The following is a 21563-nucleotide window of genomic DNA, read 5'->3' on the forward strand; positions in this document are numbered from 1 at the left end:
CATGGATGCAACTCTTTTTCCCACCAAAGGAAATTTGATGCTTTCAAAAAGCCGACTAAACCTTTCAAGACAAGGTTACGAGCTTTTGGATAAAAAACGGAATATTTTAGTGCGTGAAATGATGACGTTAATCGATCAGGCCAAAGAAATTCAAGCACAGATTGGTGAAACATTTTCAGCGGCCTATAAAGCACTTCAAACAGCCAATATAACTATCGGTATTAACACAGTGGAACAAATAAGTAAGGCGGTTGAATTAGAAGATCAAATCGTCATTAATGTACGTTCCATCATGGGTGTAGAGATTCCAATCATAGGGGAAATAAAAAAAGACATCGAACCCGCCTATGGCTTTGCGCGTACAACAATTTCCTTGGATGAAGCCTATGAAAAATTTTTAAAAGTCAAACAATTGACACTTTTATTAGCAGAAGTTGAAAATGCAATCTATCGTTTGGCTATTAATATTAAACGAACACAAAAAAGGGCGAATGCGCTTCAAAATGTTATGATTCCAAGATATGAAACCTTGACTAAGGATATCACTAATGCGTTGGAAGAAAAAGAACGTGAAGAATTTACGCGACTGAAGATGATAAAGTCGATGAAACAATAAAAAAAGCATGCCACATACGTACATTGTATGTGGGCATGCTTTTTTATACCTATAAAAGCCTTTTAATTTTCCAACAAGAAGGCTAGTTCACGATCGTTGTGTCCAGGCAGATGTTCATGAGCAAAATCAGGGTAAATGTCCATTTTTTTGGAGCTCATGATGTTGTTGTAAGCAGCAAACTGCGTTGAAGGAGGACAGATGGTGTCCATCAATCCTGTGGACATAAGTACGTCGCCTTGAATCCTTGAGGTTAAAAATTGCAAGTCAATATAGCTCAATGTTGAAAAGAATTCATCTTCACGTTCATGTCTGGGATCAAAGTGACGGAAGTATTCCCGTAACCCGATGTAGGCATCTTTTGCAAGGTCCAGATCCCATACACGTCGATAATCACAAAGGAAAGGATATACAGGAACAAGCTTACGTATACGAGGCTCTAAAGACGCACAAGCAAGTGTTAACGCACCGCCTTGACTGGCACCGCAAGCATATACACGGTTTGAATCAACATCGGGCATATCCAGAGCAATTCGAGCAAGAAGTACGGTGTCTAGGAAGACGTGTTTAAAATACAAAGCATCTCGACCAGAATCAACTCCTTTCATAATAAAGCCGTATAGCGTTCCACCCTTGACTTGACTAACATCGGTGGATTTTCCGCCTTGACCTCGGCAATCCATGGCAAGAACAATCATGCCGGCAGCAGCATAGTTAAGCAGTCCGGTCCAATCACCAGAATCACCAGCGTATCCATGAAAGCGAAGGACGGCAGGTGCTTTAGCTGTAAGTGAATTGGGTTTAATCATTTTAGCATAGATTCTTGCACCGTCAGTAGCGTTATAATATACATCATAACAGGTGGCAAAAGGAACTTGAAAGTCTGCTTTTGTAATGGAAAGATTAAGTTCAAGCTGATCTAAAGAAGCTAAAGCGTCATCCCAAAATGCATCGAAGTCATCGGGTTTGGTCATGGCGCCATGATAATTTTTGAGTTCATCAAGTGGCATGTCGATTAATGGCATATAAAAACCTCCTAAAATTATAAAATTTAATTCATTTTAGCACAAATGTAAAGCGATGGTCAATGAATAAAGGATAGGTCTTGTTGTCTAGATTCCAATCGGTTATAATAAACATAGAGTCAGATAAAATGTGAGAGGGCTTATGTTAGGAGGACATTATGATTAGAGCAGTAATATTTGATCTTGATGGAGTAATTGTGTCGACAGATGAATTTCATTTTCAAGCATGGATGCAATTAGCCAAGAGATTACACATTCCATTTAACCGTGAAATTAATGAACGTTTACGTGGTGTTAGTCGTTATGAAAGCTTAAATATTATTCTTGAAAATGCAACAAATGCATTTTCAGAAGAAGAAAAGCAAGAATTTCTGGATGAAAAGAACAATACATATATTGAACTTTTACATGAATTATCCGATGCAGATATTTTACCTGGGGTGACAAAGACGTTAGAGGAACTTAAAGAACGCGATATTCGTATTGCCATTGGTTCTTCAAGCCGTAATACGCCACGCATTCTTAAATACATTGGTATGGAAGATACATTTGACGCTGTGGCGGATGGTAATGATATTACAAAAAGCAAACCTGATCCTGAAGTGTTCTTATTGGCAGCACAACGATTAAATATTAAACCATCAGAATGCTTAGTGGTTGAAGATGCGTATGCAGGGATTGAAGCGGCAAAAGCTGCAGGGATGAAAGCACTTGCAGTTGGGTCAGCCTATGACTGTCCAGATGCAGATGTGCGTGCACGAGATTTAAGTGAAGTTAGCCTAGTCGAACTCTTGAATTAAAAATAGTGTGAAATAGTAGGTGAACATAAAAAAACAGATGCAATGCGATATATTATCGCACTACATCTGTTTTTTATTGATTTAGAAGTAAGTACCCTGTGGGGCTACTTTTTAATCGACTTCTTGGACTTTCATAAGATTGGTCTTTCCGGTGATGCCGAGTGGAACTCCAGCAGTAATTACAACAAGGTCGCCTGAGTTAACGAGTCCTAAGCTTTTAGTCTTTTCTACAGATTTATAAAAAAGAATATCTGATGAAGTTTGTTGTTCCATAATCAATGGAAGAACGCCCCAGTTTAACATCAGCTGACGTTGTACTTTAGGATTAGAAGTTGTTGCAATGATTGGAACATTTGGCCGATACATACTAATCAGTTTTGCAGTACTTCCTGAATAGGTAGGGCATATAATCGCTTTTGCCTTTAACTGCATTGCTGTTGAACATGATGCATGGCTTACGGAGTTGGTGATGGACTTTTCACGTCGGCTTACAATCTTTGTGAACAAGTTTTGATAATCCATAGATGCTTCTGCAGCTTCTGCAATACGCCGCATTGAACGAACCGATTCGATTGGATATTTTCCGGCAGCGGATTCACCAGAAAGCATGATGGCATCAGTACCATCTAAGATAGCATTGGCAACATCGGATACTTCGGCACGGGTTGGTCGAGGATTAACTTGCATCGAATCCAACATTTGCGTTGCAATGATAACCGGAATATCAGCTTCGTTACATTTTTTTACAATGAGTTTTTGGATATGTGGGATGGCTTCAGGTGGGGTTTCAACACCTAGATCACCACGGGCAACCATGATGCCGTCAGATGCTTCAATAATTGCATCGATATTATCAATACCTTCTTGAGATTCAATTTTTGAAATAATCTTAACGCTTTCACCATCATTTTTATTAAGATGGTCACGAATCATTTGAACGTCTGAAGCCGTTCGTATAAACGATGCTGCAATAAAGTCTACATCATTTTCAATTCCAAAGATTAAGTCGGATTCATCGGCTGGCGTCATGGATGGAAGATTGAGGTGAATATTTGGAATATTGACACCTTTTCGATTTTTAACGATACCGCCATTTTTGATGTTGCAGATAACATCTTCACCATCAATTTCAGATACTTCAAGTTCAATCAAACCATCATCAATTAAGATAACGCTTCCAGCACATACATCTTCATGAAGTGTTGGGTAGGTCACGCAAAATTTTTCGGAAGTACCTTCAAAATCTCCATGACAAATACGTGTGTGCTCACCTGTGATTAGTTCAGCTGAACCATCAACGAATGTTTTGGTACGAATTTCAGGTCCACGCGTATCCATAAGAATAGCTATGGGAATGTTGAGTTCTTCTCTAACTTCGTTAATCATTGCGATTATTTTTTTATAATACTCTTGATTACCATGGGATAAGTTGAGACGAGCGACACTTAAGCCACTCTTAACGAGTTGGGTAAAGGTTTCTTTATTATCGCTTGCGGGGCCGATTGTACATATAATTTTTGTTTTATTCATTTTAACCTCCTCTGATTTATGAATTCAATACTATTATACCAAAGTATTACCTAAAACTGTATATGGAATTTCCGACAAACTTATACTACAATAAGAGAAGGGGAAAGAATAATAGCACAAAAGAGGAGATAGGTTCACTATATGAAATTTCAATATACCCAAGAACAAGAAAAAATTATACAAGATGGCGGTCGAAGCCTTTTAGTTTCGGCGGCAGCGGGGTCGGGAAAAACAGCCGTCCTTGTACAGCGTATTATCCAAAAGATTACCAATCCAAATACACCGATATCTGTAGATCAGCTGCTTATTGTGACATTTACCCATGCTGCTGCATCTGAGATGCGGGAGCGAATAAGCTTAGCTATTGAAAAAGCGATTGAAGAGACGGCAGATGAAAAGATGATGCAGCATTTGGTTAAACAACTGACAATGATGGCATCGGCTAATATCATGACTCTGCATAGCTTTTGTTTACAGATATTAAAAAACTACTACTATCTTTTAGAACTTGACCCAAACTTTCGTATCGGTAATGAGACAGAACTGGCTCTTATACAAGAGGAAATCCTTGATGAAATCTTTGAAGCGGCTTATGAAGAAAAAAGTCCGGCTTTTATCCGGATTGTTGAAGCCTTTTCCTATGGTAATGATGATGTAAAAATACGGGATATCATCTTGACGATATATCGGTTTTCAAAAAGTCATCCAAATCCAGAAGCATGGTTAAATGAAGCTGTAGAAACACTTAAAATTCATGATGCACAGGAGCTTTATTCTACAGAGTTTTTTAATGTGCTTCAAAAGCATGTGGCAGATAACTTGGCTGTTGCCAAGAGCATGTTGCCTGACCTACATGAACTTATGGCGCTTGATGCAGGACCGGATAAGTATAAAGATACAGTCACAGATATAGAATATCTGTTAAATTGCTATGTATCCGCTCTTGAAAACAAAGATGTGCAGGCGCTTAAGTCAGCATACCAAAGTCAGTCGATTGCGCCGTTAAGCCGAAAGTCAAAAGGTTATGACAAGGCGCTTGCAGAAGAGGCAAAAGACATCATTAATCAGATTAAAGACAGCTTGAGCGTTGTAGAGCTTCTATGTTTTGATGAAGAAGAAAGCATCGAGCAAGTAGGCGTTATCGCAGGTGATATTCAAGAGCTTGTACGATTAACACAGCTTTTTGATATGCGTTTTTCAGAAGAAAAATATGATAAAGCGTTAATTGATTTTAGCGATATCGAACATTTTGCATTGGCGTTATTATACGACGAAAACCAAGTTTCTGAAATTGGAAAGCGTTATAAAGATATGTTCCATGAAGTGCTTGTTGATGAGTATCAGGATATCAACGAGGTTCAAGAAGCGGTTATTCAAGCAGTATCTAAGCAAGAAGAAGAAAAAAACTTGTTTATGGTGGGTGATGTAAAACAGAGCATTTATAAGTTTCGGTTAGCACGACCGGAGATTTTTAGTCAAAAATATCGACGCTTTTCTTATGACGACGAGCAGCAGACGAATGAAGTAAAAATTGATTTGGCTAAAAACTTTCGAAGTCGTCAAGAAGTACTATCCTTTTCAAACCATATCTTTAAGGGCATCATGAGTGAAGCCGTTGGTGATGTTAAATATGATGAAAAAACACAGCTTAATTATGGTGCTATCCAGTATAAACAAGCAAGTGCAAAGGACTATCGACCGGAGATACTTATTATTGAAGATCCAAAGGAAGGTGAGTCCAAGGCAACAATTCAAGCGCAGCTTGTTGCAAATAAGATTCATGCGATGGTCAATGAAAAGTCTTTGGCTATTGTGGATAAAACAGGAGAGCTACGGGAAGTAAAATACCAAGATATCTGTATTCTTATGCGCAGTCCATCAAAAGCTATGGAGGATATTAAAGATGTATTGGATGCCAAAGGGATACCTTATGCAACGGATGTATCAACAGGGTATTTTGAGGCTATTGAAGTTCAAGTGGTATTAAATTTATTAATGGTTTTAGATAATCCCATACAAGATATTGCCCTTGTATCCGTGTTACGTGCGCCTTTTATGGGATTTGATGAACATGACCTTATTCAGTTAAAAAAAATAGATCATACATTAAGTATTTATGAGGCGCTAATAGCATATGAACAAGTGCATCAAGAATCAATAGAGGAAGAACAAAGTGCGTTAACCAAAAAAGTTCACTATTTTCTAACTTTATATAATCGGTTAAAAGCAGAAGCGAAATATCTTGAACTACATGAACTCATACAGAAAATCTACTTAGAGACAGGCTATAAAAATATTGTTCGTTTTATGGATAATGGCAGTCAACGCATGCAAAACCTGGAGTACTTATTACAGCAAAGTGAAGCCTTTGAGGCATCAAGTTATAAAGGTGTATTTAATTTTGTGCGCTATATTGAGCATATGAAAAAATACAAAGTGGATTCGCCGGAACCTACCTATACTCTAGATAGTGATAACAGTGTGACCATGATGAGTATTCATAAAAGCAAAGGACTTGAATTTCCTATTGTTTTTATTTTGGATTTACAAAAGCAATTTAATGAAATGGATTTGCGCGAAACGGTTTTAATGGATCAAGACTTAGGGTTGGCCAGTGATTATATCGATATTGATGCTCGTACAAAAAAAAGGACGGTCTTTACAGAGGCGCTTCGGATTAAAGCAAAAAATGAGCTAATCTCTGAAGAAATCCGTATTTTATATGTAGCATTAACTCGAGCAAAGGAAAAGCTGTATCTACTTGCAACGACATCAGACTATGAAAAAAATATTGAAAAAATGATGGAAAGATATTCTAAATATGCAGACGTATATGTGCCCTCAGGACTTGTACAAAGTACGCGTAGTTATTTGGAACTGATTCTCATGCGATGCAATAGCCAAAGCAGTGCATTGTATTCCATAAGGAAAGTACACTACGATGAAATCGTTGAGCAAGAAGCCTTTTATGAACTGAGTCAAGAAGAGCAAAAATCTGAATTAAAAGACATGCTACTGCAAAGCTATCAACGAGAAGAAGAATGGGAACAAGACATTAGCGAATATGAAGAAGAGATATATAAGCCTTATGCTTATGCGTCATCCACCCAAAAATATCTCTCTATGTCAGTTTCAGAGATAAAACGAAAACATCAAGAAAATCAAATAGAAGAGCAGCAGTGGGCATATGAACAATTGATTAAATCAGTCCAAGAACCGATTCCGGCGTTTATGGATGCGGCACTTGAAAATCAGCCTCAACAAGGGGCACGCTATGGAACGCTTATGCATCTGGTATTGGCAAAGCTTGATTTTTCCATCTCGTGGACACGAGAATCGTTAGAAGCGTTTGTTCAAAAGATGGTTAAAGACAATATCATTACGTCAAAAGAGGGAGGACGTATCTCGATTCATGCGCTCCAACGCTTTACAAGTTCTTCTTTGTATCAGCGTATTTTGAAGGCGGATTCAAAGCAGATTCGCCAAGAACAACCCTTTGTATTGCAGATTGATGATGAGGGTGATGGACGGATGATTCAAGGGGTTATTGACTTGTATTTTGTTGAAGAAGATGCGTTGGTATTAGTGGATTACAAGACAGATTTTTTGAAAAATCAAGATGCATCGATATTAATAGAGCGTTATCAACTCCAGTTGGAGTACTATAAAAAAGCTTTGGAACGTATGACAGGAAAACATGTAAAGCAAACGATCATATATAGCTTTTCATTGAATGAAGCACTTGACATAATTATGTCAACCGTTTTTGAGAATGTCCCAAAAAAAATTAATAATTAGCACTGTCAGGTGCATGGCTTTTTTCTTTATGGTGCTTCGTCCCCATCCTCGCCGTAAGGCAGGCACCGGAGTCGTCCTAGTTGGACAGTACTTCCTGCGTATAGCAGGCAGACTCAAAGTCAATCCGATGGCGTTGCTGTTTTGCAAAGTTCGCAAATGTAGCCTGGCGCCATGGATGGTTGATAGGGGGAATGGTTTGCTTCTTAGGCTCGGATATTTTTGATAGGCTGTCAAAGTTAATCGAAGAGTATTCATGTTCAGGAATGAGCCTTAGGGCATAGGTTTCATCATTGATTGAAGTATAGAGCTGGTTATCGAAAGCTTGGATAACTAGAGATTTAGTACCTTTATAAAAGTGCTTAGGCAAACCATCTCGACCTGTTGGCATGTAATAATGCTTGTTGTAACGGATGCAATGACCATTATCGATTTTGCGGTCAGAAAGCACGGCAAGAATGAGGTTAATTTTTTCCTGAGGGGGTTGCTTTTCAAAGACACTTTTGATATGCTTGGAGTCTATTGCGAACTGAGCATTGTATTCTTTTATGTAGGAGTTCAAGAATACGTTGGCTTGCTTAGTCGTTGTCACACCTTTCAGTCGAAGTTCGACTGGAAGGCGTGATTGCAAAGTCTGGAACAACCGTTCAACCCGACCTTTGGCTTGGGGGATACTGGTGGTCTTAATATCAACTCCCAACTGATGACAAGCATAACTGAACTGAGTGAAGGTATCGGCTTCGATAGAAGCGGATCTTTTTTGTTTGTATTCAAAAACAGTGCGTCGGTCGGTATAAAACATATAGGGAATTCCATAATTGGATAGGATTTGATGGAATACGTTGTAATAGCCGTTAAGTGTCTCCTGTTCGTCGAAATAGGCGCCTACAATAGAGCCAGTAGCATCATCGATGGCGATGTGAAGTTGGGACTTTGTCTGACCGTACCATTGGTGGATGGAGGCGTCCATCTGCAACATTTCACCAAAGAAGGAACAGCGGGGACGGCGGGGATGGGCATCATCGATGTCGACCAAGGCAGTGTCGATTCTTTTGATGTCCTTTTTCGCTTTTGCCATTTTTTTCATAGCCTTGAGCCTTTCCTTCATCCTTCGTTTGGTTTTTCGGTTGGCCTTGGGTGATAGGATGAATTCGGTACTTAGAATGTTGTTGATGGTTGTGGCAGAAACCTGAATATGTTCGTACTTTGCCAAGAGTTCTTGGAAATGTGAGAAGTTGGCATCATAGTACTTGTTGCGGTAGAGATCCAAAATCTTCTGACGGGTTTCGTCATCAAGTGTGATGCTAGGCTTTCGCCCTTTGTTACCATGCTGGAAATAACCTTTGCCGTTTGCTTTGTAGCCGGCAATCATTCGGTTCACATGGCGAACGGAACAGCCGATCTTGATGGAAGCATTGAGTTTGTTACCGTTAGTTTCAACAAGTTTCTTGATAATTTCATATTTGTGATGTTCTTTCATGTTAAGTTCAATTTTTCGCATAATATAACCTCGTTCGTTTAGTGAGTTTCTATTATACGACATCCTTTCCCTTTGGGACATAATCAAATGTGGTTACTTAAGACATTATCAGATATGAATCAGACATTGAATGAAGCACTTGACATAATTATTGACAAACAATAATTTTAGTGATAGACTGAATCTAAAATTATAATAAAACAATAATTTTGGAGGGTGATTAATGAAATATAAAAAAGTAACAGTTGTTTTACTAATTGAGGCGATAGTTTGCATTATGCTCACAGTGTCAAATATAAAATCAGGAGCGCTCTATGAGCATTTTATTACATTCCCGTTTGTTTATTTGGCGAGAGGTTTAAGATGGTTATCTTTATCGGGAAGTGGAGGTAATGCCATTGCTTGGATCCTTTTTGTTTTTATCGGAGCCATACCCTTAATCGTTTGGGGGATATGACGTCATAAGGAAGAGCTAAGGTCTTGGGATGCTCTTTTATGGGTGATGAGTGGAATGGTCTTTGGCATCTTATATCTCCTAATTAATCCAGGGCTTATCAGCCGATATTTAACACCGGTTGGTATGGAATCGACAGGGGCTATGATATTAGGGAGTACTTTTTATGCTTTACTTTCAGGATATGTTATTTTGACGTTTATAAAAAAATTAGTAAAGGTGGAAACGCTACATTTATTGGACTACTTATCCGTTTTCATTTTTATTTTAGCGATGCTGAGCGTTGCGTCAGTATTTTCAACAACGACAAGACAAATAATGCTTCAAATGTCGAATCTTCGAGAAAACAATACCATGTTTGGTATCAATTTTTTGGTTTCGGATGTATTTATTGTTCTTCGAGAATTTGGTAAAGGACTACCCAGTTTATTAAATATTTGGATTATGTATTTAGGCGGATGCCTACTAGATGCACTTAAGGAGAACCAATATGGAGAAAAAGTGGTTTTTGCAGCCAAAAAACTGGAAAACGGATGTAAGACAGTGATTTCCTTGACGGTACTTTCAATTATCCTCATCCATATCAGCCAACTGTTTTTTTCAAAGCAATTGTTAAGCTCCGACTATCATTTGATGATTCCGTTGATGTCTATGATGTTCTTATTAATGATTATGCTAATGTCAAGATACTTTGCTGACAGTCGGCGACTAAAAAATGAAGTGGATTCATTCATATAATTTTAGGAGGAATTTATGGCAATTAAGGTATATCTTAATGAAGTATTAAAAAGTCGGAAGATGACATCAAAGCAATTATGCCATAAAATTGGAATTACAGAAGCCAATTTATCAATTCTTCGTAGTGGAAAAGCAAAGGGAGTTCGGTTTGGGACGATTAACCAAATTTGTTATTATCTTGAATGTGATGTAGGTGACATATTAAAATTTGACGGTGAGCTGGAGGAGTGTGTGGATGAATAAAGTAAAAAGTATCATAAATATAGGCGTGCTATTTAGTGGATTGATTTTATTGAGCGGCTGTCAGCTTGCTCATGCACAAGAGGCACAAGAAAAGGCAGATAAACTTATCGGGATTTTTGCAACCTTTGAAGATTTGCCTGTGATGGAAGATGAGATGGACCTGTCAGATAAGATAAGTGATGCGATGATTAAGGAGCTTCTTAATGGGGAAGAGGTTATATTACCTGATTGGCGAAATGAAGGTCGTATCTATGCCGAAATAGGACCGGATGGAAAACATATATTTCCGATTGAAGGAGCAGCATTAATTGACGCATCTTATATAGATGAAGAAGGGGTTAATGTATCCAAGGTGGATGTAGGTATAGGCGTGAGTGATCTTCATATTTCTGTAAGTGATAATACACGTGAGATTGAAGGCACACTTTATGTGGAAAACCAAGAGAGGATTCTTGTTATTTTTAATCCGGTCTACAAAACTTTGGATGGACAGATTTATGTATGTAGAGGAAGCAGTCTGTCTTTTGACTCTTATCCAGGAGCTCGTGCCAGTCAGTCCTTAAGTGAATCACATACGATGGAAGATAATGACGAGATGATGGAAGAGACATTTTTAGTGGAGTTAAACATAGAAGCCAAAGATCCCATCGATTATGCCATACTAAAGAGTATGAATATAGCCGATGAGGTGATAGATACTATGCGAATATCCAAAGACAAGCTTCCTGAATATATTAAAAGACCCGAAGGGCTTGCTTATTACATTCTTGAAGAACATGGCACAAGTCAAGAAGGCATTAAGAGTGTTCAGCGAAAGGTCATTGATAAAAGTGAAGAGACGATTAGTTGTATGTTTGTTAATGCAAACAATATTTTTGAACCCTATTCAATTGAAATAAAAGAAAGCGAAGGAAAATAAAATGAAAGAGATTACAATCAGGCTGGGACATATTGATGATGTATATGCACACATGGTTGAAGAGTTTCCGGCCAATGAATTAAAAACATATGCTGAGTTTGTAAAGCTAGAGCGAGATGGACGCTATGATGTTTTACTTGCGTATGATGAACAACTGATTGGCTATGCGCTTGTATATAAATCAAAAGCAATGCGTGCATTATGGCTAGATTTTTTAGCGGTGTTACCTAGCGCTCAATCTAAAGGGTATGGCACTGTTTTTTTTGAATCCATTATCAATGCATATCAAGCAGATTATGATGGCATGTATTTAGAAGTAGAGATACCTGAAAAAGATAATGTTAATCAACAACGCCGGATTACTTATTATGAGCGTTTGGGGGCCCAGATTCTTCCCATGGATTATTGGCTACCTACCCAAGATGGCGCTTTTGCCATGTATTTAATGTATGTTGGTAAAAAAGAAGCAACGCTAGAGCGAACGGTTCAGACAATTGAAGATGTGTTTGCATATATCCATAAAAGTGCACCGGATACATCCCATATTATTGCAAAAATTAAAGCGCAAATTGTATAAGCTTTTTTGACAAAATTTAGATTATTATTTATAATAATGATAATATACAATATATTGTATGTTAATAGGAGGTTATAGATGAAATCAAAGTTAATGCAAAAGCACGGGCTTGCAACAATTGAATTAGCAAGAGAATTGATTTACAAAGAAGAAGGCGAACGCATAGAAACAGTCGCTGCATATGCAGAAAAGTTTGGATTTGCACGGGGAACAGTACAGTCAGCATTTGCGTTATTAAAAGAAAACAAAGTAATTGATATTCAATCTAAAGGACATCTTGGGTCATACATTACATTTATTAATTATAAAAAATTATGGGAATATACAGATTTTGGAAGCTGCATGGGCGTCATGCCCTTGCCGTATTCCAAGCTATATGAAGGCTTGGCGACAGGATTATATCATGTAGCAGGCGATAGTATTATTCCGTTTCATTTAGCTTATATGCGAGGGGCGAGTTTGAGGGTTCAAGGAATTATTAATGAACGCTATGATTTTGCGGTCATGAGTAAATTTTCTGCCATTGAATTTATCAAACAAGGATATGAGATAGAAAGTATTCTTGATTTTGGATGCCGATCCTATGTGAATAAGCATGGATTGATATTAGCCCCGCATTGTGAAGGGTTGGCCGATGGGATGAAGATTGCACTGGATAAAACCTCCTTAGATATTTATGCCCTAACCAAAAGGGTATGTCAAGGTTATGATGTGGAGTATGTAGAATTGCCATATAATCAGATTATTGAAAATATCAAGACAGGAACGATTGATGCAGCGGTATGGAGTATTGATGAAATACTTAATAAAAATGTAGATTTAAACTACATTGACATTGATTCATTTGTTAATGAAAGTGAAGATACTAAAGCGGTTATTGTCATCAAAAAGGGCAATGAAAATATCAAAAGCTTCTTAAAAAAAGTGATTGATGTGGAAAAAGTCGTTGGGATTCAAGAGCAAGTTATTACGGGACAATTAATTCCAAAGTATTAATTTAACATTTCCTCTTTACAAAAAGAGGAAAAAGGCTTATAATCAATATACAGTATTTTGTACATTGCATGTTGGGTTTGAACTTTCTCAGGATCAATACCTTATGGACAATGTAAAGTATATAAAAAATGAAAAACATAGGCCTATTATACCTTCAATGTACAAAAAAATGTATATTACTGTAGTAGGTAATGTGAATTTCGTGTATAATGGAGGTGAGATAATAAAAAACAACCAATCAAGGCGAAGGAGGATTTACAATGAGAATAGCAGTAGGTGGATTAGATAAAAATAGGATGGCAGCAAGTGTTAGAGAACATGGAAATAGTGATGTTGAAGTATATGAGACAACAGATATGAGTGCAGCAAAGGACATAAAAGCCGGAAAAACAGACTATTATTTTGGGGCTTGTAATAGTGGTGGTGGTGCGGCGATATCCATTCTTATTGGAATGGTGGGGTATAACAAATGCTGTACAGTAGCAAAAAACGGTCAAAAAGCAGATGAAATGGTAATTAAAAAATATTTGGACGAAGGTAAAATCTGTTTTGGCATGTCAGTAGAAAATATTGAAGCGACAGTTCAGTTATTAATGAAAAATATTTTAGAAAAATAGGACCTACTCTTGTTAGGGTGTCCGTATTGGGAGGACGTAAAATGGAGTTTGATATTATTCAAATAGCAGTAATTTGTTTGTTAACAGGGATGACATCATTATTAGCACATGGGGCTATGGCAGTTTTTCATGATGGAATTAGACCAATATTGCCTGAATTTGTTGAAGGAAGAATGAAGCGACAAGAAGTAGCCAGTGTTGCTTTTGGATTAAGTGTTGGATTTATTGCATCGGTAGGGATATCGTTCACGTTGGCAACAGGATTATTTAATCCGTGGTTACTTTTTTTACCTACGGATATTATCGGTGTAAGTTCACCCAAAAAATGGATTGCAGCAGTGGGTGGAGCGTTATGGGGATTCATCGTTGTTGTAGCATTAACTACAGTGAACACAACACTTACAGGTTTGCCAGTTGACTTTTTGTCAGCTCTTGGAGAATTAAGTGGACCGGTTGTTTCAGCTTTTGCACTATTTCCTATTTTGGCAATTTTCTTACAGTTTGGCAAGAAAAAAGGAATTATTGCAGGGGTTCTTGTCTTAATTACACGTGTATTGTTAGTAAAGTTCACAGCTCTTTATCCAGAATCATTCCAATTACTTGTCGGTATGGTTATGTTACTTGTATTTGCGGTCATTCATGATCATGGCATGGAACAATCAGCAGATGAACAAGAGCAAGACTCAATTTTTGAGGTGCGAACATTAAGAATACGTAAGAATTTACCCTTTTTAGCAATCACAGGTGCACTAATAGCCTTAGCTGCAAATCTTGACTTTTTTGCAGGTTCAGAAGTATCTATTTATTTATTAAAAGATGCGTATAGCTCTCCAGAAGCAGCGCAAGCGACAAATCTTATTAATCAGGCGGCTATTGCAGAGACAATGCGAGGATTAAGTTTTATACCTTTGATTGCAACAACTGCATTATCAACGGGAGTATATGGTGTGGCAGGTCTTACTTTTGTTTATGTCGTTGGATATATAGCACCTCACTGGACGGTTGCATTGGCACTAGGTGGTTTAGTGATCGTTTTGGAAGTGTTCTTACTTAGAAAACTTGGAAGCTTTTTTGAAAAATTCCCATCAATTCGAATGGCATCAGATAACATCCGTTCAGCAATGAATATGTCTATGGAATTAGCATTATTGTTGGGAGCGATGTTTGCTGTAATTAAAATGGGTGGATATACAGGATTTTTCATTGGAGCATTGATATACCTTGGAAATGAAGCATTAGGAAAACCTATTATGAAATTGGCAATTGGACCAATTGCAGCGATTGTTACTGGAGTCTTATTAAACGTATTGTACTTTATGAATTTGTTTACTCCAATCGTATAAAACAAAAGAAAAGGAAGAAGGCGTTCTTATGATACAAACAGTATTAGGCAAAGTATCCTCAACAGACATAGGATATACATTAGCCCATGAACATTTAGTCATGGATTTATCACATGTTCGACAAGAGGCAGATTCTATTTTGGGTGAAGTTCATGTTATGACAAAAGAGCTGTTAAGTGCAAAGGCAATGGGTTTATCAGCTGTTGTGGACGTGTCAAATACTGGCATGGGACAAGATGTGAATCGTTTAGTCAAAATATCTGAAGCAACAGGAATTCATGTAATTGCAAGTACAGGATTTTACCAAGATTGCTACTATATGGATGAGGTAAGACAAAGTACTGTTGAAGAACTTGCAGCAAAATTCATTCATGAGCTGTGTACCGGAATTGATGGTACACAGCACAAGGCTGGCATTATTGCAGAGATTGGGTCAAGTCATCAAACCATGACAGAAGATGAAAAAAAAGTTTTTCATGCATCGGCAATAGCGGCAAATAAAACTGGTTCGGCTATTTTCACCCATTGTGAACTTGGGACAATGGCTCTTGAGCAAGTTGAACTTTTATTCAAGGACAATGTAGTAAAGGAGAAAATTCTTATTGGGCATATGGACTTGGTCGATGATGTGGAGTACTTGAAACAAGTCCTTAATCAAGGGGTAAGTATTGCATTTGATACAATCGGAAAAGTCGGATATGTTACAGATGAGCGACGCTTAGAGAAGCTTGTAGAGCTTTTGGAAGCAGGATTTGAAGAGCAATTGGTATTGTCTCTAGACATCACTCGAAAATCGTATCTGAAGTCGAATGGAGGATATGGTTATGATCACATGTTTGGGACGTTTGTCCCTATGATGAAAAACCAGGGCATCAGCGATACAGTCATCAAGAAATTATTACGTAATAATGTCTTGAGATTACTTGAACGTAGGGAATAAAAAATCCAGAAAGTGAGGAAAGTAAATGGAAGAACGCTTAAATGTCTTGCGTGAAGCTGGATTAATTACAGAAAATATCTATGAAAAATTAAACAACATGATTGTCGGTTATAAAAGGACCTATAACATTGAACTGACAGAAGACAACGCATCGATGATGATAACACATTTATCTCAGGCGATGATGCGGGTCGAACGCAATGAAAAAATCAATGAACCCGATCAAGGGATTGTGGATGAATTGATGAATAGCGAACATTACGCCAAAATGGAAGAAATGTATAAGGGAACATGTGCGATGTTAGACTTTGAATTTCCTCCCGAAGAAAAGTGGTTTGTTTTTGTTCATATCGGAAAAATTATTATCACAGAGACCATAACGTAAGAAGGTGGATAAATGTTTTTAGAAAAAACAATCGAGAAAAATCCGGAATTAGTCGAGTGTGCTTTTCAATTTTTAGCTCAAGGCGATATACAACCGGATAGTTATATTATAGATGTGGATCGTCTTCTTACTAATGCAAAGAATATTTTAGACGTGGCGACAAGGTATAATGTGAAGCTGTACTTTATGACAAAGCAAATCGGACGTAATCCCTATATTGGCAAAAAACTTGTAGAATTAGGGTATGAAGGTGCGGTGTGTGTGGATTATAAAGAAGCCTTGTCACTTGGACAACATGGAGTGAAAATCGGACATGTGGGGCATCTGGTTCAGATTCCCAAACAAAGCATCCCAAAGATTCTTCAGTTAAAGCCGGAAATCCTTACGATCTATACAGTTGAAAAGGCTCAAGAAATTGCAGAAGTAGCTAAAGAGCTTAATGTAGAAGTGGATTTGATGCTTCGTGTTTTAGACACAGATGACTGTATCTATGAGGGACAAAATGGTGGAATCGCTATTGAAAAGTTAGAAGCAACCGCAGAAAAAATACAACGTCTTGAGCATGTCAATATTCGTGGAGTTACTTCATTTCCTTGCTTTTTATATAATGAACAGACACATACAGTCGAAGGGACGCGTAATCTAGCGACCATAAAAAAAGCATTGGAAATATTTAAAAAGATGGGAATAGAGATTACACAGGTTAATCTTCCGTCAAATACATCCATGGAAACAATCGAGATGATTCACCAAGCAGGAGGAACACATGGCGAACCAGGACATGGTCTAAGTGGAACGACACCAAAGCATGCGATACAATCCGATGGAGAAATACCGGCGATTGTGTATGCAAGTGAGATTTCACACACCTTTGGTTCAAAGGCTTATTTTTATGGTGGGGGACATTATCGACGCTCACATATGAATAAAGCATTGGTGGGACAATCGCTAGCAACAGCACAGATGGTTGATGTATTACCCTTAGACCCAACAGCGATTGACTATTACTTTGAAATTAATCAGCCATGCAACGTGTCCTATCCGGTTGTGGCTGCATTTAGAACACAAATTTTTGTAACCCGAAGTGATGTTGTTCTTGTGGAAGGACTAAGTAAAGGAAAAGCCCATATTGTCGGAGTATATGATTCACAAGGAAGACTTCGTGAGGAATGTTGAGGAAAATCCCGAGATGTGTGACAGGAAGAAAGAGTAGGAGGATATTGATGAAAGGTAAAATGATAGTCCTTGTTTTAGATGGATTTGGAATGGGACAAATGCCGGATGCAGATAGCAAATATTATGCGGATACTTTTGGTAGTCTTTTAAAATACCAAGAGGATTTAGCATTGCCTAATTTAGAAGCATTAGGATTAATGAATGCATATGGCAAAGAGTCACTGAAAATGAAGTTTAATCCTCAGGCGAACTATGGAAAAATGGCACTAATGCATCAGGGGGCGGATACATTTTATGGACATCAAGAAATGATGGGAACATTCCCAAAGCCTACCCAAAAGATCCCGTTTTCAGGAAGTATTCATGAGATTCGTCAAGGGCTTATCGATGCAAACTATGATGTTAAGTATATTGGTGACCAGCATAAAATTTTATTGGTAAATAACTGTATTACTGTTGGAGATAATCTTGAAGCGGATTACGGTTTGGCATATAATGTGACAGCTTCATTTGACTACGTGTCATTTGAAGATGTCATTAAAGTAGGTCGCGTGGTTAGACAGCATGCAAAAGTACCTCGGGTCATTGCTTTTGGAGGTCAAGGAGTCAACTTGATTAACATTATCTCTTCTATCCATGAAAAGGATAATACGATGGTTGGGGTGAGTGCGCCAGAAGTAGGAGTCTATGACCAAGGATATGAGGTTATTCATATGGGGTATGGCATTGACCCAGAGGTTCAAGCACCAACAATTCTAGGCAGACAAAATATTCCGGTAACATTAATTGGTAAAGTTGCGGATATTGTGCAAAACGATTTTGGAAAGAGTATACCAGCGGTAGACACCACATTAGTTATGAATGAACTTATCCAAGCATGCCAACAGATGGAACGAGGGTTTATCTGTGCCAATGTGCAAGAGACAGATCTTGCCGGACATGATCAAAACCCCGGGCGTTATATTCAAAAATTAGAGACGGTGGATGCACATTTACCTAAACTAAAAGAAGTGATGGCACAAGATGATGTCTTATGTATTGTTGCTGACCATGGCAATGATCCGCTCATTGGTCATGGAAAACATACACGGGAATATGTGCCTCTTCTTGTCTATAAAAAGAATTTGAAAAATCAGCGTTATGGACTAAGAAGTACATTGTCTGATATTGGAGCAACAGCAGTAGAACTATTTACTAGCGAGACAGCAATACAAAACGGTAAAAGAATACAGTTTGAAGAGGCATAACAGATTTAAGGAGGACACTAATTTGATACATGGAATTGGTGCGAGCGAAGGCATATGCATAGGCAAGATATTTAAGTACGATCATGTCGATGTGCAAGCAAAAACAAACACAGTGGAAGATTGTGGAGCAGAGATAGAACGGTTTAAGCAAGGCGTAAGCCAAAGCATTGTTGATTTAGAAGGAATCAAAGAGCATGCGCAAGAAAACATCAGCCCGGAGACAGCGGCGATTTTTGAAGCACACATAGAAATCCTAAAAGACCCGGAGTTTATCGGTCAAGTCAAAGAAGTGATAGAGACAGAAAAGATCAATGGAGAATATGGGCTTGAGAAGGTCAGCCAACAGTTTGTGGCAATGTTTGAAAGTATGGATAACGAATATCTGCGGGAACGTGCGGCAGATATAAAGGATGTATCCCGACGTGTGCTCATGCATATGAAAGGGCTAAAAAGTCATGACTTAAGCGAGATCAATTCAGAGGTCATCTTAGTGGCAAGAGATTTGACGCCATCAGATACAGCACAGTTAAACCGCCGATGGGTCAAAGGATTTATAACGGATATAGGCGGGCGAACCAGTCATAGTGCCATTATGGCAAGAACCCTTGAGATTCCGGCAGTAGTAGGTACGATGACAGGATTTGAGAGCTTAAAGGATGGCGAGCAGGTCATTCTAGATGGGAACGAAGGCATCATCTATCAGAACCCGGAACAAGAGCGATTGGAAGAATATGCAGAGAAAATACAAGAGCTTGAACGCCAAAAGAAACTGCGAGAGACCTATATAGATAAAGCCAGCGTAACAGCTGATGGAGTGCATATTGAGATTGGAGCCAATATCGGAAGTCCAGAAGATATCGAAGGAGCATTGTCCCATGGAGCAGAGTGTATAGGACTATACCGAACAGAATTTTTATATATGGGCAAGAAAAACTTCCCTACAGAAGATGAACAATTCGAGGCGTATAAAAAAGTGCTGGAAGCCATGGAGAACAAACCGGTGGTAGTAAGAACACTCGATATCGGAGGAGACAAAGAGCTGGATTATATGACAATGGATAAGGAGTTGAATCCATTTTTAGGAAATCGTGCGATACGTCTGTGCCTGTCGAATGAGGAGTTGTTCTTGACCCAGTTAAAAGCATTATTGCGAGCGAGCGTCTATGGGAATCTGCATATCATGTTCCCGATGATAGCAACGTTAGAAGAGTTGCGCCAGGCAAAAAGATTGCTTGAAGTGGCCAAAGAAGAGCTACAACAAAACACAAAGTATAGTGAAGCCGAGTTTAAGTATAAGATTGGAATCATGGTAGAGATACCGTCAACAGCCATAATGGCGCCGGTATTTGCAAAAGAGGTGGACTTCTTTTCCATAGGGACCAATGACTTGATTCAGTATACATTTGCAGCAGACCGTATGAATGAGAACGTATCCTATCTATATCAACCGTTTAATCCGGCGATCTTGAATCTAGTACATATGGTAATAGAGGCGGCCCATAAAGAAGGTAAGTGGGTCGGCATGTGCGGAGAGATGGCAGGGGAACCCTTGGCCCTTGGATTACTGATTGGTTTGGGATTAGATGAGTTTAGCATGAGTGCGCCAGGAATCTTAAGAGCGCGCCAGCAAGCCGCAAGGATTGATAGCCGCCAGGCAAGTAAGATAGCCAAGGAGGCATTAACATTAACCAGCCAAGAGGATGTCTTGAACGTAATAGAGGATAAAATGAAAAATCAATTAGTCGAGTAACCTTTTGATTATAGAATGAAAGAATGTCGCGTCTGTTGAAAAGCTAAAGGGGATTGATGATATTTTTTCTTGAACACCCGAGAAAAATAACTTTGAGAAGAATAACCAAGACGGGCACTTACGTCGGCTATACTATGGTTATCTGTGAGTAATTGTCGACCATATTCTAAACGAATATGATTATAGTATGTCATAGGACCATGACCGGTATAAGCTTTAAAGACCTGTTTTAGCTTTGACTCGCTAACACAACATGTAGCTGTAAGTTCGGATAATGAACATCCGCTGCTAAGGTTAGCCTTCATATGTTGTACAGCTTTATTATAGATATGGGTATCTTTGTTTTTGGTATAAATTAAAGGTCTAGCATCTTGAGTTATTTTCGATAGAAAGATTTCAATAATTTTTATAAAACTGAAAGGAAGAATAGACATTTCTCCACAAGGTATTTTTTGTGCGTCTAAAAAAATCTCTATATCTTTTATTGCATAGTGCAATAAATCTAATTGTAGCGCATTAACTTCATAGATTTTAGGCAAAGCCAAACGTGGTAAATCGGAACTTAGAAAATGGATGACAACCATGTTGGCACAAGTGTTTTCGATGACTTTATTTCGGTGAAAAATATTGGGTTCACTGAGGAAAGCCTGGTTTTTATTGAGCCTAAAAACAAAGGTGTCATAGGTGATTTCTAGGGCACCATCAAGTACAACGTTTAACTCCCAAGAATTATGACTATGTCCATTAAATACATAGCTTGGATTGAGGGTGTAACGATGATAGAATTCAATTTTTGAAAGAGAAAAGTCATTGACAAATTGATTCATAAGACACCTCGGCATTTATTAGAAGATGTTCATATTTTACCATATCGAGTAATAAAAAGACAGATAGTGACAAAAATCTGTCTTTTTGTGTATAGGAGAATAGCATAT

At 38.2% G+C, this 21563-nt stretch carries 20 protein-coding genes; 16 read left to right on the forward strand and 4 right to left on the reverse strand.

The genetic code is table 11. The annotated features are described in order from the left end of the window. The first annotated feature begins 1 nt into the window (after window position 1). Complete coding sequence (locus QBE53_04105) at window positions 2-616, forward strand: V-type ATP synthase subunit D (GenBank protein WZL82293.1); 615 nt, start codon at window positions 2-4, stop codon at window positions 614-616. Between the two features lie 62 nt (window positions 617-678). Here QBE53_04105 and QBE53_04110 read toward each other — a convergent pair whose 3' ends face one another. Beyond that, the gene (locus QBE53_04110; GenBank protein ID WZL82294.1) at window positions 679-1638 is read right to left on the reverse strand and encodes an alpha/beta fold hydrolase; all 960 of its coding nucleotides are present in this window, start codon (window positions 1636-1638) and stop codon (window positions 679-681) included. A gap of 158 nt (window positions 1639-1796) precedes the next feature. On the opposite strand from QBE53_04110, the gene pgmB reads away from it, so the two are divergent. Beyond that, window positions 1797-2438 (forward strand): beta-phosphoglucomutase, encoded by a 642-nt coding sequence (gene pgmB, locus QBE53_04115; GenBank protein WZL82295.1) that lies wholly within the window; start codon window positions 1797-1799, stop codon window positions 2436-2438. A 111-nt stretch (window positions 2439-2549) separates the two neighbouring features. Here pgmB and pyk read toward each other — a convergent pair whose 3' ends face one another. After that, a complete protein-coding gene (gene pyk, locus QBE53_04120; GenBank protein ID WZL82296.1) occupies window positions 2550-3968 on the reverse strand; it encodes a pyruvate kinase in 1419 nt (472 codons plus the stop codon). Window positions 3969-4109: 141 nt separating this feature from the next. Between pyk and addA the strand changes: the two genes are divergently transcribed. Beyond that, window positions 4110-7766, forward strand: coding sequence for a helicase-exonuclease AddAB subunit AddA (gene addA / locus QBE53_04125; protein WZL82297.1), 3657 nt, complete (start codon window positions 4110-4112; stop codon window positions 7764-7766). 76 nt (window positions 7767-7842) lie between these two features. Here the strand turns inward: addA and QBE53_04130 are convergent, their stop codons facing one another. Beyond that, entirely contained in the window at window positions 7843-9264 is a 1422-nt protein-coding gene (locus QBE53_04130) for an ISNCY family transposase (protein ID WZL82298.1), read from the reverse strand. Window positions 9265-9466: 202 nt separating this feature from the next. Here QBE53_04130 and QBE53_04135 point away from each other — a divergent pair, with 202 nt between their 5' ends. From QBE53_04135 to ptsP, 13 genes are all read left to right on the forward strand, one after another. After that, on the forward strand, window positions 9467-9700 hold the full coding sequence (locus QBE53_04135; GenBank protein WZL82299.1) for a hypothetical protein: 234 nt from the start codon (window positions 9467-9469) through the stop codon (window positions 9698-9700). A gap of 42 nt (window positions 9701-9742) precedes the next feature. Further along, a complete protein-coding gene (locus QBE53_04140; protein ID WZL82300.1) occupies window positions 9743-10435 on the forward strand; it encodes a hypothetical protein in 693 nt (230 codons plus the stop codon). Between the two features lie 15 nt (window positions 10436-10450). Beyond that, window positions 10451-10678, forward strand: coding sequence for a helix-turn-helix transcriptional regulator (locus QBE53_04145; protein ID WZL82301.1), 228 nt, complete (start codon window positions 10451-10453; stop codon window positions 10676-10678). Continuing rightward, complete coding sequence (locus tag QBE53_04150; protein ID WZL82302.1) at window positions 10671-11597, forward strand: hypothetical protein; 927 nt, start codon at window positions 10671-10673, stop codon at window positions 11595-11597. The genes QBE53_04145 and QBE53_04150 overlap by 8 nt, the downstream gene beginning before the upstream one ends. Before the next feature lies 1 nt (window position 11598). After that, entirely contained in the window at window positions 11599-12174 is a 576-nt protein-coding gene (locus QBE53_04155) for a GNAT family N-acetyltransferase (protein ID WZL82303.1), read from the forward strand. Between the two features lie 78 nt (window positions 12175-12252). Then, on the forward strand, window positions 12253-13170 hold the full coding sequence (gene yhfZ / locus QBE53_04160; GenBank protein WZL82304.1) for a GntR family transcriptional regulator YhfZ: 918 nt from the start codon (window positions 12253-12255) through the stop codon (window positions 13168-13170). Between the two features lie 260 nt (window positions 13171-13430). Then, on the forward strand, window positions 13431-13787 hold the full coding sequence (locus QBE53_04165) for a DUF2620 family protein (protein WZL82305.1): 357 nt from the start codon (window positions 13431-13433) through the stop codon (window positions 13785-13787). Between the two features lie 41 nt (window positions 13788-13828). Continuing rightward, window positions 13829-15130: a YhfT family protein gene (locus tag QBE53_04170; protein ID WZL82306.1), complete on the forward strand. Its 1302-nt coding sequence runs from the start codon at window positions 13829-13831 to the stop codon at window positions 15128-15130. A 28-nt stretch (window positions 15131-15158) separates the two neighbouring features. After that, a complete protein-coding gene (locus tag QBE53_04175) occupies window positions 15159-16070 on the forward strand; it encodes a phosphotriesterase-related protein (protein WZL82307.1) in 912 nt (303 codons plus the stop codon). 25 nt (window positions 16071-16095) lie between these two features. Next, window positions 16096-16455 carry a PRD domain-containing protein gene (locus QBE53_04180; protein ID WZL82308.1) on the forward strand — a complete coding sequence of 120 codons (360 nt, stop codon included), beginning with the start codon at window positions 16096-16098 and terminating at the stop codon, window positions 16453-16455. Window positions 16456-16467: 12 nt separating this feature from the next. After that, window positions 16468-17631, forward strand: a complete 1164-nt coding sequence (locus QBE53_04185; GenBank protein WZL82309.1) for an alanine racemase — start codon at window positions 16468-16470, stop codon at window positions 17629-17631. A 47-nt stretch (window positions 17632-17678) separates the two neighbouring features. Continuing rightward, window positions 17679-18878 carry a phosphopentomutase gene (locus QBE53_04190; protein ID WZL82310.1) on the forward strand — a complete coding sequence of 400 codons (1200 nt, stop codon included), beginning with the start codon at window positions 17679-17681 and terminating at the stop codon, window positions 18876-18878. Window positions 18879-18900: 22 nt separating this feature from the next. After that, entirely contained in the window at window positions 18901-20628 is a 1728-nt protein-coding gene (ptsP, locus tag QBE53_04195; protein ID WZL82311.1) for a phosphoenolpyruvate--protein phosphotransferase, read from the forward strand. An 8-nt stretch (window positions 20629-20636) separates the two neighbouring features. Here ptsP and QBE53_04200 read toward each other — a convergent pair whose 3' ends face one another. Beyond that, on the reverse strand, window positions 20637-21455 hold the full coding sequence (locus tag QBE53_04200; GenBank protein ID WZL82312.1) for an AraC family transcriptional regulator: 819 nt from the start codon (window positions 21453-21455) through the stop codon (window positions 20637-20639). Window positions 21456-21563 lie beyond the last annotated feature (108 nt).

It is taken from the genome of Vallitaleaceae bacterium 9-2 (assembly GCA_038396585.1).
Lineage (GTDB): Bacteria > Bacillota > Clostridia > Lachnospirales > Vallitaleaceae > UBA1351.

Excerpts from the sequence above, each read along its gene's own strand:
- QBE53_04175 (WZL82307.1), top strand. The coding sequence starts at position 15,159 with ATGATACAAACAGTATTAGGCAAAGTATCCTCAACAGACATAGGATAT.
- QBE53_04150 (WZL82302.1), top strand. The coding sequence starts at position 10,671 with ATGAATAAAGTAAAAAGTATCATAAATATAGGCGTGCTATTTAGTGGA.
- QBE53_04110 (WZL82294.1), bottom strand. The coding sequence starts at position 1,638 with ATGCCATTAATCGACATGCCACTTGATGAACTCAAAAATTATCATGGC.
- pyk (WZL82296.1), bottom strand. The coding sequence starts at position 3,968 with ATGAATAAAACAAAAATTATATGTACAATCGGCCCCGCAAGCGATAAT.
- QBE53_04170 (WZL82306.1), top strand. The coding sequence starts at position 13,829 with ATGGAGTTTGATATTATTCAAATAGCAGTAATTTGTTTGTTAACAGGG.
- pgmB (WZL82295.1), top strand. The coding sequence starts at position 1,797 with ATGATTAGAGCAGTAATATTTGATCTTGATGGAGTAATTGTGTCGACA.
- QBE53_04105 (WZL82293.1), top strand. The coding sequence starts at position 2 with ATGGATGCAACTCTTTTTCCCACCAAAGGAAATTTGATGCTTTCAAAA.
- yhfZ (WZL82304.1), top strand. The coding sequence starts at position 12,253 with ATGAAATCAAAGTTAATGCAAAAGCACGGGCTTGCAACAATTGAATTA.
- addA (WZL82297.1), top strand. The coding sequence starts at position 4,110 with ATGAAATTTCAATATACCCAAGAACAAGAAAAAATTATACAAGATGGC.
- QBE53_04190 (WZL82310.1), top strand. The coding sequence starts at position 17,679 with ATGAAAGGTAAAATGATAGTCCTTGTTTTAGATGGATTTGGAATGGGA.
- QBE53_04185 (WZL82309.1), top strand. The coding sequence starts at position 16,468 with ATGTTTTTAGAAAAAACAATCGAGAAAAATCCGGAATTAGTCGAGTGT.
- QBE53_04165 (WZL82305.1), top strand. The coding sequence starts at position 13,431 with ATGAGAATAGCAGTAGGTGGATTAGATAAAAATAGGATGGCAGCAAGT.
- QBE53_04130 (WZL82298.1), bottom strand. The coding sequence starts at position 9,264 with ATGCGAAAAATTGAACTTAACATGAAAGAACATCACAAATATGAAATT.
- QBE53_04145 (WZL82301.1), top strand. The coding sequence starts at position 10,451 with ATGGCAATTAAGGTATATCTTAATGAAGTATTAAAAAGTCGGAAGATG.
- QBE53_04155 (WZL82303.1), top strand. The coding sequence starts at position 11,599 with ATGAAAGAGATTACAATCAGGCTGGGACATATTGATGATGTATATGCA.
- QBE53_04200 (WZL82312.1), bottom strand. The coding sequence starts at position 21,455 with ATGAATCAATTTGTCAATGACTTTTCTCTTTCAAAAATTGAATTCTAT.
- QBE53_04180 (WZL82308.1), top strand. The coding sequence starts at position 16,096 with ATGGAAGAACGCTTAAATGTCTTGCGTGAAGCTGGATTAATTACAGAA.
- QBE53_04135 (WZL82299.1), top strand. The coding sequence starts at position 9,467 with ATGAAATATAAAAAAGTAACAGTTGTTTTACTAATTGAGGCGATAGTT.